The organism is Variovorax sp. P4_D9 (assembly GCF_056401695.1).
Genome location: NZ_JBFUIU010000253.1, coordinates 1 through 11,473, shown reverse-complemented (window position 1 = coordinate 11,473; position 11,473 = coordinate 1). Strand labels below are relative to the sequence as shown.

The 11,473-nt window shown below is 67.9% G+C and carries 12 protein-coding genes; 4 read left to right on the top strand and 8 right to left on the bottom strand.

Features of this window, described 5'->3' with window-relative positions:
• Window positions 1–1,551 (bottom strand): FAD-binding oxidoreductase (locus AC1DY5_RS25080; protein ID WP_478115758.1); only part of this gene is annotated, 1,551 nt, incomplete at its 3' end.
• The gene (locus AC1DY5_RS25075) at window positions 1,548–1,931 is read right to left on the bottom strand and encodes a DUF805 domain-containing protein (protein ID WP_478115756.1); all 384 of its coding nucleotides are present in this window, start codon (window positions 1,929–1,931) and stop codon (window positions 1,548–1,550) included. The genes AC1DY5_RS25080 and AC1DY5_RS25075, both read right to left, overlap by 4 nt.
• Before the next feature lie 372 nt (window positions 1,932–2,303).
• Between AC1DY5_RS25075 and AC1DY5_RS25070 the strand changes: the two genes are divergently transcribed.
• The 3 genes from AC1DY5_RS25070 to AC1DY5_RS25060 are packed head-to-tail and all read left to right on the top strand — an operon-like array spanning window position 2,304 to window position 4,568.
• Entirely contained in the window at window positions 2,304–2,585 is a 282-nt protein-coding gene (locus AC1DY5_RS25070) for a hypothetical protein (protein WP_478115754.1), read from the top strand.
• Window positions 2,557–3,987: an aminotransferase-like domain-containing protein gene (locus AC1DY5_RS25065; RefSeq protein WP_478115752.1), complete on the top strand. Its 1,431-nt coding sequence runs from the start codon at window positions 2,557–2,559 to the stop codon at window positions 3,985–3,987. The genes AC1DY5_RS25070 and AC1DY5_RS25065 overlap by 29 nt, the downstream gene beginning before the upstream one ends.
• Window positions 3,984–4,568 (top strand): nitroreductase family protein, encoded by a 585-nt coding sequence (locus AC1DY5_RS25060; RefSeq protein ID WP_478115750.1) that lies wholly within the window; start codon window positions 3,984–3,986, stop codon window positions 4,566–4,568. Before AC1DY5_RS25065 ends, AC1DY5_RS25060 begins: the two co-directional genes overlap by 4 nt.
• On the opposite strand, the gene AC1DY5_RS25055 is transcribed toward AC1DY5_RS25060, so the two are convergent.
• Window positions 4,569–5,465 carry a LysR family transcriptional regulator gene (locus tag AC1DY5_RS25055; RefSeq protein ID WP_478115749.1) on the bottom strand — a complete coding sequence of 299 codons (897 nt, stop codon included), beginning with the start codon at window positions 5,463–5,465 and terminating at the stop codon, window positions 4,569–4,571.
• Window positions 5,466–5,590: 125 nt separating this feature from the next.
• Here AC1DY5_RS25055 and AC1DY5_RS25050 point away from each other — a divergent pair, with 125 nt between their 5' ends.
• A complete protein-coding gene (locus AC1DY5_RS25050; protein WP_478115747.1) occupies window positions 5,591–6,436 on the top strand; it encodes an oxidoreductase in 846 nt (281 codons plus the stop codon).
• Between the two features lie 8 nt (window positions 6,437–6,444).
• On the opposite strand, the gene fdhD is transcribed toward AC1DY5_RS25050, so the two are convergent.
• The 5 genes from fdhD to AC1DY5_RS25025 all read right to left on the bottom strand — a co-directional run.
• On the bottom strand, window positions 6,445–7,263 hold the full coding sequence (gene fdhD / locus AC1DY5_RS25045; RefSeq protein WP_478115760.1) for a formate dehydrogenase accessory sulfurtransferase FdhD: 819 nt from the start codon (window positions 7,261–7,263) through the stop codon (window positions 6,445–6,447).
• An 8-nt stretch (window positions 7,264–7,271) separates the two neighbouring features.
• A complete protein-coding gene (locus AC1DY5_RS25040) occupies window positions 7,272–8,180 on the bottom strand; it encodes a bestrophin family protein (RefSeq protein ID WP_478115745.1) in 909 nt (302 codons plus the stop codon).
• A gap of 12 nt (window positions 8,181–8,192) precedes the next feature.
• Window positions 8,193–10,520: an FdhF/YdeP family oxidoreductase gene (locus tag AC1DY5_RS25035; protein ID WP_478115743.1), complete on the bottom strand. Its 2,328-nt coding sequence runs from the start codon at window positions 10,518–10,520 to the stop codon at window positions 8,193–8,195.
• A gap of 200 nt (window positions 10,521–10,720) precedes the next feature.
• Complete coding sequence (locus tag AC1DY5_RS25030; RefSeq protein WP_478115741.1) at window positions 10,721–11,140, bottom strand: GFA family protein; 420 nt, start codon at window positions 11,138–11,140, stop codon at window positions 10,721–10,723.
• A 62-nt stretch (window positions 11,141–11,202) separates the two neighbouring features.
• Window positions 11,203–11,473: LysR substrate-binding domain-containing protein (locus AC1DY5_RS25025; RefSeq protein WP_478115740.1), on the bottom strand; the 271-nt coding region annotated here is incomplete at its 5' end.

The window sequence follows — 11,473 nt, the reverse complement described above, 5'->3', positions numbered from 1 at the left end:
GCGCTGGATGTAGCGGTAGACGCTCTCCTCGTCCTGGTGTTGCTGGCAGGCCTCGCGGATCAGCTGGTGGAGCCGGTCCTCCGGGACGGTCCGGAACACGTTCTGGAGAAAGCGATAGAAGGCATCGGATTGCCGCACGTCGCCGAAGACCTGATGGAATTCGGAACGCGGTGGCGAAGGCGGCGCACTTGCCGCGCCGCTGCCGCCCGAGCCCGTCCGGTGGTACTTGTTCCAGAGGACATTGGTGAACCTGAAGTCCGGATCCAGCTTCTCCTTGAGCGCGAGGTACTCCTTCGCTCGCGGGTAGGCGCGATGGAACTGCTCCGGGGTGCCATGGGGCTGGTAGGGTAGGTAGTAGGTGCCGCCGACCGACAGCACGGCGTCGATCAGCTCGCGCGTCCAGACGCCCACCCGGCTCTTCGCGTTCTCGCGCGTACGTTGCTTGTGGTAGAGCACGAAGGCGAAGGTCTCCCTCGGGGCCCAGCTCAAGAGGGTGTGGGAGTCGGGCATGGCATGCCGGATCGAGACGTTCAGCGCATTCACGCGGTGGCGCCGCAGCACGGCGGCCATCAGCGGCACGAATTGCTCCAGCTTCTCGACCGGCACGAAGTACTCCTGCAGCACATAGGTGCGGTCCTTGCGCGAGGGCGGCTCCAGTTCCGCGACGTCGTAGCCGGCCTCGTAGTTTCGCCAATGCACCTTCTTGCGGAGGTACAGCAGGGGGTCGATGAACTTCTCGCGGCGCTCCTTGCCGAAAGGCGTCTCGGAGATGGCCCACAGGAAGTACTGGTGCAGCGGATACGACTTCGCGAGCGGCTGCAGTCGCGCCGTCGTCGTGGCCGGCGCTTCGGTCTCGACCCAGGTCACCGAGCGCACCGTGGCGTAGTGCGGCGCGTACAGGTCGGCGTTGTGGAACACCGCGTTCGGGTTGTTCCGGATCTCGTTCTTGAAATGCGACCAATACTCCGCCAGCGGCATCACCTTGTCGACGCGCTGAACGCGTTTGTTCTCGGCCAGGTCGAGTTCGATCTCGACCACCACGCCCAGGCCGCCGTAGCCGCCGATGACGCCGAAGAACAGATCCGGGTTGAGCTCCCGGCTCGCGTGCCGAAGCTCGCCGTCATGCAGGGCCACCTCGATGCTGCGCACCGACAGCACCAGGGGTCCCAGCCCCACGTATCGACCGTGGCAGTTGACGCTCAGCGCACCGCCGACCGTGAAGTTGGCATAGGTCTGCATGATCTTGACCGCCATGCCATGCGGGTCGACGAACTTCTGGATGTCGCACCAGCGCACGCCGGGTTGCACGCGGATCGTCTTGTCGCCGGGCGAGAAGGCGACGATTCGATTCATCGAGCGCATGTCGAAGTGCAGGCTGCCGGGGCTCGCCGTCTGCCCGCCCATGCTGAAGCGACCGCCGCCGATGGAGACCGGTCCGGAGGTGCGGCGCAAGGCCTCGACGACATCCGCGGTGCAACTGGGTGCGACGATGGCCATGACCCGCACCGGGTTCAGTTGCGTGACGTCATTGACGATGTGATGGTTGGTCATTGCAGGGAAGCGTCGGCAGGAGAGGTCACGCGCAGGTAGTCGGCTCGCCGATCGGCAGGCGATCCGTAGCGCTCGGCGCCGGCGGCCGTGCCGCGAAATCCGCACTCCACGAGGAGGACGATGGCTCCGACGACAGGAACGGCGGCAAGCAGCAGCCACCCCGCCGACCGGCCGCGGTCATGAAGCCGGCGGCCCCAGACCGAGACCATGTGCGCCACGAGGGCCAGTGCCGGGATCAGGTCGAAGGGTGGGCCGAAATGCTGCTGCACCCCGATGCACAGCCAGAGACCGAGCGGCAGGAGTGTGCCGAATCGAAGCCAGAACGAGGTTCGACCGAGTCGACCTCGCAGAGAGAACTCTTGAAGCCAGGACTTCTTCATTTGCCTTGTGATCCATGGGAGGTCCGGTAGCGACCGGGGGCTGACGACCCGCATCCTACCGTGGGTGTATCGAAATGTGTTGAGCATCGCCGCCGCCCGGGTTACAGCTGCAATCCGCATCGGATCGATGGCAATCGCCAGGAAACGAGGGAAGCCGAAAGTCCCTCCCATGGCAAACGCGCCTGTGCTCCCTGTGCTCCCGAGCGACTGTGCACCGGCACCGGCGGCGTTGTGCCGAACAATGCCCCACACGGCCCAACAGTCCCAGAGTCTTCGAATGTCCCGCTTCAACTCCAACACGTGCGAAGTCGATCCTCCAGGCTCGACGGCTGCCGCGGTCCCAATCATCTACCCATGCAGTCGGAGGCTGAGGTGAGCGAACGGCTGGACCCGGCAGTTGCGGCGATACTCGCCGCGCTTCTTGAAGCTTATGATGACAAGAGCGGCCTCTCGGTCCCGCGCTTGCGCAAGCAGCTCGGGCTCCCGCTGAGCCTCGTGATGCGAACCCTCTCGGCGCTCATCGATGCGGAACTGGTGGAGCTGACGAGGTCGCAGGATCAGAATATTGCGCTGGCCCTGACCGACGCGGGTCTGGGCTTCGCACGCCGGCATCAGGGGCCGCGGATTGAAGCTCTACGACAGATTGTCCGATGAACTGGAGCGCGCCATCAGGGATGGCGTGCTGCGAGCGGGCGAGCGCCTGCCATCGATACGCGAGAGCTGCCGCGTCCGCCAACTCAGCGTCACCACCGTGTCGCGCGCCTACCTGCAACTGGAGAGCCGGGGCCTGATCGACAGCCGGCCGCAGTCGGGCTACTTCGTGCGCGCGCTCCGGGCCGAGGCGGTATCGGAGCCGATCGCAGCCTCGCAGCCGCCGGACGCCTCGAGCGATGTCGACGTCAGCCGGCTGGTGCTGACCACGCTGAAGTCGATCCGCTCCCGGTGCGCGGTGCCGCTGGGCTCGCCCTATCCCGACCCGACGCTCTTTCCCTGGCGTCGCGTCCATCATCAGATCGCCACGGTCGCGAAGCGCCACGACGTCGGGGCCGTGCTGGACGACCTGCCGCCCGGCAATCCCGAGCTGATCCGGCAGATCGCCCGGCGCCACCTCGAAACCGGGCTGGCCGCCGACCCCGGCGAGATCATCATCACGGCAGGCGCGACGGAGGCCATCAACCTCTGCCTGCAGGCGGTGGCCAAGCCCGGTGATGTCGTCGCGGTCGAGTCGCCCACCTATTACGCGATGCTGCACGCCATCGAGCGCATGGGCATGCGCGCCATCGAGGTGGCCACGCACCCCGACGAGGGCATCGACCTCGCGGCCCTGGCGCACGCGATCGAGCGGCACCCCGTCGCCGCCTGCATGGTCATGCCCAATTTCCAGAACCCACTCGGCTTCATTATGAGCGACGAGAAGAAGCGCGAGCTGGTGGCGCTCAGCGCGCGGCACGGGCTGCCGCTGATCGAGAACGGCGTCTATAACGAGCTGTACCACGGCGATGCGCCGCCCACCACGCTCAAGTCCTTCGACACGCAGGGCCTGGTGCTGCACTGCAACTCCTTCTCGAAGAGCCTGACGGCCGGCGTGCGCATCGGGTGGGCGCTGCCCGGGCGCTATCGCCAACAGGTCGAGAAACTGAAGTTCCTCAACACGCTGGCCACGCCCACGATGCCCCAGCTCGGCGTGGCCGAGTACCTGAAGAACGACGGCTTCGAGCACCATCTGCGGCGGCTGAGGCAGACGCTGGCGCAGCAGGCTGGCATCATGGGCTCGATGGTCAAGCGCTTCTTCCCCGAGCACACCCGCCTGTCCCGCCCGAAAGGCGGCTATGTGCTGTGGGTCGAGCTGGCGCCGCAGGTCGACACCATGGTGCTCTACCGCGAGGCGCTGGAGCGCGGCCTGACGATCGGGCCGGGCCGGATGTTCTCGACCGCCAACACCTACGGGCACTTCATGCGGCTGAACTACAGCTATCGGTGGTCGCCGGAGATCGAGGCGGCGGTGATCGAGCTGGGTCGGATGGCGGTGACGATGTCGGGCCGGGGCGTGCCATGACTGCGGATCTGCTGCTGTCGACGATGCTGGCTCGGCGCTCGGTGTCGCCGCGGCTTCTGGGGCTGCCGGCGCCGAGCGAGGCGCAGCTCGGATTGATGGTGGATGCGGCGCTGCGCGCACCGGACCACGGCCGCATGCTGCCCTGGCGGCTGATCGATTTCGCGGCCACGCAGCGGGAAGCGCTGGCGCAGCTCTTCGAGGACGAGAAGCGCCGCCGGACGCCCGATGCCACGCCCCAGGACATCGAGCGCGCCCGCGCCCATGCGACGCAGATGCCGACGATGCTGGCCTTCGTCGTGCGGCCCGAGTCCGATGCCAAGGTGCCTGTCCATGAACAATGGCTGGGCGCGGGCGCAGCGCTGGGCCAGCTGCTGCTGGCGGCCCATGCGATGGGCTTCGGCGCCATCGTGCTCAGCGGGGGGCGCTGCAGGGACGCGATCCTGCGCGAGGCGCTTGGCATCGCGCCCGCGGAGACGCTGGCCGGGTTCGTCAGCATCGGAACGATCGTTTCGCCACCGCCGCCCGCGCTGCGGACGGAACGGGAGCGCGTCCTGTCGAACTGGAAGCCCCGGCCGGCATGACTACATGAGCAGCTCCCGCGCCAGATCGACGAACGCGCGCAGCTTGGGCGCCTGCGACGCGCGCCTCGGAAAGTACAAGAACAGACCCGGCTCCTCGTAGGCCGATCGGGGTAGCAACTGCCGAAGCCGTCCATCGCGAATCTCCGCGCGCACCAGCGGTTCGAACAGGTACGCGATGCCCACGCCGGCCAGCGCGAGCTCTTTGGCGTACAACGCATCGGTCACGCGCACTGAGCCCGGCACCTCGACGGACACCTGCGCGCCCCGCTCGCGCAGATCCCACGCGTACACGCCGCCCGAAGTCACGAAGCGATAGCCGATGCAGTTGTGCTTCGCGAGCGCCGCGATGTTGCGCGGTTCGCCGGCCCGCGAGAGGTACGCCGGCGACGCCACCATGATGGCGTCGAACGGCGGCGTGAGCCGCACCGCCACCATGCCCTGAGCCACCGTGTGGCCGAGGCGCACGCCCGCGTCGTAGCCGGCGGCGACGATGTCGATCAGCCCATCGTCGGAGCTGACCTCGACCACGAGTTCGGGATGGCGCCGCGCCATTTCCGTCACCAGCGGCGTCATGGCGAGCGGTAGCGCCACATGCGGTGCGTTGATGCGCAGCAGGCCGCCCACGCGCCCGCTCGCGGCGCCGAAAGCATCGACCGCGTCCGAGATCTCGCCCATCGCCGGCGCCAGCAGGCCGATGAAGGCCGTGCCGGCCTCGGTGATCCGGACACTGCGCGTGGTGCGCGCGAACAGCGGCTGGCCGAGCTGGTCTTCGACCGCGCGCACCGCATGGCTCACGGCCGATGCGCTCATGCCCAGTTCGGCCGCCGCCGCCGCGAAGCCGCCGCGGCGATGCACCGCGAGAACGATCGCGAGATGGGGCAGAAGCGCTCGATCCATTCATGCATCGTATCGCACAGTGTTTTCGACTCGAACCATCTAGTCGCCGAATCGAATTGCCGCGAAAGTCACGCCATGCCGCGACGAAACCCGTCGCACCCACAGCGCCCCGAAGGAGATCGACCATGACCGCATCCACGCCTCAGACCTGGTTCATCACCGGCGCCGCTTCGGGCTTCGGCCGCGCCTTCGCCGAGCATGCGCTGGCGCAAGGCCACAACGTGGTCGCCACCGCGCGCGGCACCGACCGCCTCGCCGGGCTGGTCGCCCTCGCGCCCGGCCGGGTGCTCGCCGCCGCGCTCGACGTCGACGTGCCCGGCGCCGCCGACGTTGCCGTGCAGGCCGCGGTCGCGCGCTTCGGCCGCATCGACGTGCTCATCAACAACGCGGGCTACGGCGTGGTGGGTGCGCTCGAAGAGACCGCCGACGCCGACTTGCGCGCGCTCATGAACACCAACTTCTTCGGCGCGATGGCCGTCACGCGCGCCGCGCTGCCGGTGTTTCGTGCGCAGCGATCGGGCGCCATCGTCAACATCTCGAGCCTGGGTGGCCAGCTCTCGTTTGCGGGGTTCAGCGCCTACTCGGCCTCGAAGTTCGCGCTCGAAGGCGCGTCCGAAGCGCTGGCGCAGGAGGTCGCGCCCTTCGGCATCAAGGTGCTGATCGTCGAACCCGGCCAGTTCCGCACCCAGCTGGGCGGCAGCAGCATGCGCCACATGCCGGCGATCGAGGCCTACCAGCCCATCGTCGGACCGACGCGCGAGTTCGTGCATGCGATGCACAACACGCAGCCGGGCGATCCACGCAAGGCTGGCGCGGCGATCGAAGCGGCGTTGAATGCCGAGCGCACGCCCTTGCGGCTGCAACTTGGCGGCGATTCCGTCGATGCGATCCGGGCCCACGCCGAAGCGCTGCTCGCCGAGACTGCGGCTTGGGAAGCGGTGAGTCAAAGCACCGATTTCGACCCGGCCTGACCGCGCGATCAGCCCTGGCTCACCGTGTAGTCGACAAAGCTGTCGCTGCGGCAGAAGCTCGCCAATGTCATCCCGGCCTGCCGCGCGATCCGGATCGCCAGCGAGCTCGGCGCCGACACCGTCGCCAGCATCGGCACATTGACGCGCGCCGCCTTGCGCACCAGCTCGTAGCTGGCCCTGCTCGACAGGAAGACAAAGCCGTCATCGAGCGGCAAACGCGCCAGGGCGCGCTCGCCGACCAGCTTGTCGAGCGCGTTGTGTCGCCCCACATCCTCCACGGCCATCAGGACCTCCCCTTGCGGGCTGCACCAGGCGGCGGCGTGCAGCGCGCCCGTGAGCCGGGTCAGGGCCTGGAATCCGGGCAACTCCTCCGACGCCCGCCGGATGCTCTCTGCAGTGGGCTTCACCGCGACAGCGGAGCGCACGACCGGCTCCGGCACGAGGTCGAGCAGCCCGAGGCTCTCGATGCCGCAGACGCCGCAGCCAGTGCGGCCGGCGAGGGATCGGCGCCGGGCTTTCAGGCCCTGGAAGGCCTGTTGGACCACCGTCAGCTGAACCTCTGCGCTGTCCTCGTGCATCGACACCTCGAGATCGACGATCTCGCTGCGGCCGCGCACCAGCCCCTCGGTCAACGCGAAGCCGACGGCCAGTGCTTCGAGGTCGCGCGGCGTGGCCATCATCACCGCATGGGAGATGCCGTTGAAGACCAGCGCGACGGGCCATTCCTGAGCCACCCGGTCGGTGGCGAGAGCCTGTGCGGCATTGCGATGGCGCGCCACGCCGACTTCGACGTAGCCCTCGGGTTCGTTCAGATCGAGCATGGAAATCTTCCGGGTCAGGTAAGCACGTGCCGCAGGTCCGGCGCCAGAGGCTCGGGCACCGGCTTGCCGGTCAGTTCCAGCAGGGATCGCTCGATGTTGAGGCACATCGCATCGAGCGCGAGGTCGTTGGGCGCGGTGCCGAAAGGCTCGGCGATCTCGTCGGCGATCTCTTCCAGTGCCAGCAAGGTGTAGGCGACGAAGACACCGACGAAGGGCGTCGCCTCGTGCAGGATGTCGGCCAGGCCGAAGGGCAGCAGCACGCAGTAGACGAAGACCGTGCGATGCAGCAGCACGCCGTAGGAAAAGGGGAACGGCGTGCTGGCGATGCGCTCGCAGCCGCCCACCACATCGGACATGCGCGAAAGCTGGGCGTCGAACATCCACTGCCGCTGCATGCCTTGCGCGCCGCCGTCATCGAGCCCCGCGAGCATGCGGCGCAACTCGTCGAGGATCGCAATCGGACGGAACTGCTTGCCGCGCAGCGCGGCGTTCTCGCGCGCGCCCAGCAGCGGTAGCGGCTCGTCGGCATCGGCGCGGCGCAGCTGCCGGTTGAGCGCATAGGCGAAGGCGCCCACGTGCCGCGCCACGGCGTCGCGGCTGAACTGTCCGTCCGACAGCGGCAGGTAGCAGATGACCTGCGACATCAGCGTGCGCGAAGCGATCGTGAGTTCGCCCCACAGCTGGCGCGCCTCCCAGTAGCGCGCGTAGCTGACGTTGGTGCGAAAGGCGAGGAACACGGCCAGGGTCACGCCCACGAGCGTGAACGATGTCGCCACCCGTTCGCCCAGGATCCGTCCGTCGGACTTCCAGGCGATCAGGCTCACCAGCAGCATGAAAGCCAGTTGCGGCAGGATCGAGCGCAGCACCGATCCGTGCCAGACGAAGAGCATGCGAAGCCAGTGCTCGCGCGGCCGGACGATCATGCGCGGCTTCCCTTACGCGGCCAGTGCGCCAGCTGCCGCGGCCGAGCGCCGCAGCAGCACCGGCACCGATTTGGAGGTCGGCGTGCCCGACACCTCGGCCAGGCTGTCCAGCGGCACCAGCGGGTTGGTCTCCGGGTAGTAGCCGGCAATGCAGCCGCGCGGGATGTCGTACTCGACCAGCAGGAAGCGGTCGGCGCGGCGCTCGATGCCGTCCTCCCAGACGCTGAAGAGGTCGACCCATTCGCCGGCTTCGAAGCCCAGCATCTTCAGGTCGTCGCGGTGCACGAACACCACGCGGCGCTGGCCGAACACGCCGCGGTAGCGGTCGTTCAGGCCGTACACCGTGGTGTTGTACTGGTCGTGGGAGCGCGTGGTCATGAGCACCATCAACTGCTCGCCGTACTGGCGGCGTGCGCGGTGCAGGGGCGTGTCGGACGCCAGGGTGCTGACCACGAACTGCGCCTTCCTGGTCTCGGTCTCCCAGACGCGTTCGCGCGAGGCCACGCCGATATGGAAGCCGCCGGGCACGGCGACGCGGGCGTTGAAGTCGTCGAAACCCGCGACGCCCAGCGCGATGGCGTCGCGGATGCGAGCGTAGTCGCGCGACAGCGCGAGCCAGTCGACCGGCCGCGGGCCGAGCGTGGCGTCGGCGATGCCGGCCACGATGGCGGTCTCGGAGCGCAGATGCTCCGAGGCCGGGCTGTTGATGCCATAGGAGATGTGGACCATGCACACCGAATCTTCCACCGTCACGCCCTGGGCCACGCCGTCCTGCATGTCGATCTCGGTGCGCCCGAGCACCGGAAGAATGAGCGCCTGGCGGCCGTGCACCAGGTGGCTGCGGTTCAGCTTGGTCGCCAGGTGCACGGTCAGCTCGCAGTTGCGCAGGCCCTCCCAGGTGCGCTGCGTATCCGGCGTGGCCATCGCGAAATTGCCGCCCAACGCGAACAGCACCTTGATGCGGCCGTCGCGCATCGCGTGGATGGTCTCCACCACATCGAAGCCATGCCGGCGCGGCGGCTCGAAGCCGAAGGCGCCGGCCAGCCGGTCGAGGAAGGCCGGGCACGGCTGGTTCTCGATGCCCACGGTGCGGTTGCCCTGCACGTTCGAATGGCCGCGCACCGGCAGCAGGCCGGCCCCGGGCCGGCCGATGTTGCCGCGCATCATCATCAGGTTCGACAGCATCTGGATCGTCTGCACGGAGTTCCTGTGCTGGGTCAGGCCCATGCCCCAGGTCGAGATCACGGCCTTGCCGCGGATGTAGATCTCGGCGAGGTGTTCAATCTCCTCCCTCGCCACGCCGGACTCGGCGACCAGCTCATCCCAGGACTGGCGGCGCAGGTCCTCGGCGAAGCGCTCGAAGCCGCTGCAGTGCTCGGCGATGAAGGCCACGTCGAGAATGCGCGGCGAGCCCTGGCGCAGCGCGATGTCGTCGCGTTCCAGCACATGCTTGGCGACGCCCTTGATCAGGGCCTGGTCGCCGCCGAGCTTCGGCCGCACGAAGACGGAGGCGATCCTGGTGCTGCCCATGGTCATCATCTCGACCGGGCTTTGCGGGTTGGTGAAGCGCTCCAGCCCGCGCTCGCGCAGCGGATTGATGGCCACGATGGTCACGCCGCGCCGGGCGCAGTCGCGCAGCTCGCCGAGCATGCGAGGATGGTTGGTCGCAGGGTTCTGGCCGAACAGGAAGAGGGTGTCGCAGCGCTCCATGTCGTCCAGCGTCACGGTGGCCTTGCCAACGCCCACCGTGCCCGGGAGGCCTCGGCTGGTGGACTCATGGCACATGTTCGAGCAGTCGGGGAAGTTGTTGGTGCCGTAGGCGCGCACGAAGAGCTGGTAGAGAAAGGCTGCTTCGTTGCTGGCCCGGCCCGAGGTATAGAACGCGGCTTCGTCGGGGCTTGCCAGCTTCCTCAGAAGCCGCGCCACCAGCGCATAGGCGGCGTCCCAGGCGATCGGCTTGTAGGTGTCCGTCGCGGCGTCGAAGACCATCGGCTCGGTCAGGCGGCCGTGTTCTTCCAGCTCGTAATCCGACTCCTCGAGCAGGCTGGCCACCGTGCGGCCGGCGAAAAAGGCCGGCGTCGCCCGCTTGCCGGTGGCCTCGGCCGCGACGGCCTTGACGCCGTTCTCGCAGAACTCGAAGGTCGAGGCATGCTCCCGGTCCGGCCACGCGCAGCCGGGGCAGTCGAAGCCGTCGGGCTGGTTCTGCTTGAAAAGGGTCTTGTACCGGGTGCCGGGAACGCGCTCCTTCAGCAGCGTGAGGGCCACCTGCTTTATGGCGCCCCAGCCCGCGGCGGCGTGAGTATAGGTCTCGATTCTGGCTCTCGGGTCGTTGCTTGGCACGGGATCTCCTGGGGATGCTTCAGGGAGTGGGAAGTCTAGAAGCGCCGTCCCCGGCGCCACGAGCACAGATCCGGCGCAATGGGTGAAGCACAGTTGGTGCTGCCGGCGCTTCCCTGTCTCGGTGGCTCCATCGTCGAAGCCCCGACTTGCGCGTCTATTGCAGCCGCGCGCCGGGCTTTGCGCTTGCAACACCGGGTGTTTCAATCGAAGCGAACGTCGGCAATCCAGTTGCGTCGCCTGCGGGCAAGCCGCAGCTCCACGCTTTCTCCTTCGAACGAAACGGGCGCTGGGCGAAGGAGGGAGGGCGCCACGTTGTTGAAGGTGTTGACGTTCACGACGGCATAGAGCTGACCGTCGAGCGAACTCGTGACCAAGGGGACGACGCCACATCGCGCACACACATAAAACTGCGCGGTGCGGGTTCCGAAGAAGTAATTGGAGACCAGCGACGGGTCGGCCATCTCCACGCTGAGCACCCCGCCGGGATTGGAGGTCCAGACGCCGCCGTGCTTGGTGCAGAACGAGCAGTTGCAGGCACGCGCCGGAATCTCGGAAGGCGCGGGCTCCCAGCTGAGCTCGAAGGAAATGTTGCCGCAGTGGCAGCCGCCTGTGATGACCATGGTGTCCTCCAATGCCTCGACAGCCTAGGGGCCGGTTCGCAGATCGCCCGACCCGGCGCGCGTCACGCTCGCGGCACGCTGCCGAGCGCAGACGTGAAGAGCCGCTTGCCGCGCGAGCGCAGCAGCGTCACCAGCCGTTGCGCCGCGGGCGACAGGTAGCCTTCCTTGCGATAGGTGACCCCGAGGTGGCGTCGCAGCGTCGTCTCCTTCAATGGTACTTCGCGCAGCACGCTGGCCGCCCCGCTCGCGTTCAGCGTGTGTCGCGACAGGAAGCTCAGCAGGTGCGTGCGCGCGATCAGGCGCGGCAGCAGCGGAATCGAGTTGGCGTCGATC

Excerpts from the sequence above, each read along its gene's own strand:
- AC1DY5_RS25030 (WP_478115741.1), bottom strand. The coding sequence starts at position 11,140 with ATGGTCATCACAGGCGGCTGCCACTGCGGCAACATTTCCTTCGAGCTC.
- AC1DY5_RS25040 (WP_478115745.1), bottom strand. The coding sequence starts at position 8,180 with ATGATCGTCCGGCCGCGCGAGCACTGGCTTCGCATGCTCTTCGTCTGG.
- AC1DY5_RS25075 (WP_478115756.1), bottom strand. The coding sequence starts at position 1,931 with ATGAAGAAGTCCTGGCTTCAAGAGTTCTCTCTGCGAGGTCGACTCGGT.
- AC1DY5_RS25055 (WP_478115749.1), bottom strand. The coding sequence starts at position 5,465 with ATGGATCGAGCGCTTCTGCCCCATCTCGCGATCGTTCTCGCGGTGCAT.
- AC1DY5_RS25060 (WP_478115750.1), top strand. The coding sequence starts at position 3,984 with ATGACTGCGGATCTGCTGCTGTCGACGATGCTGGCTCGGCGCTCGGTG.
- AC1DY5_RS25050 (WP_478115747.1), top strand. The coding sequence starts at position 5,591 with ATGACCGCATCCACGCCTCAGACCTGGTTCATCACCGGCGCCGCTTCG.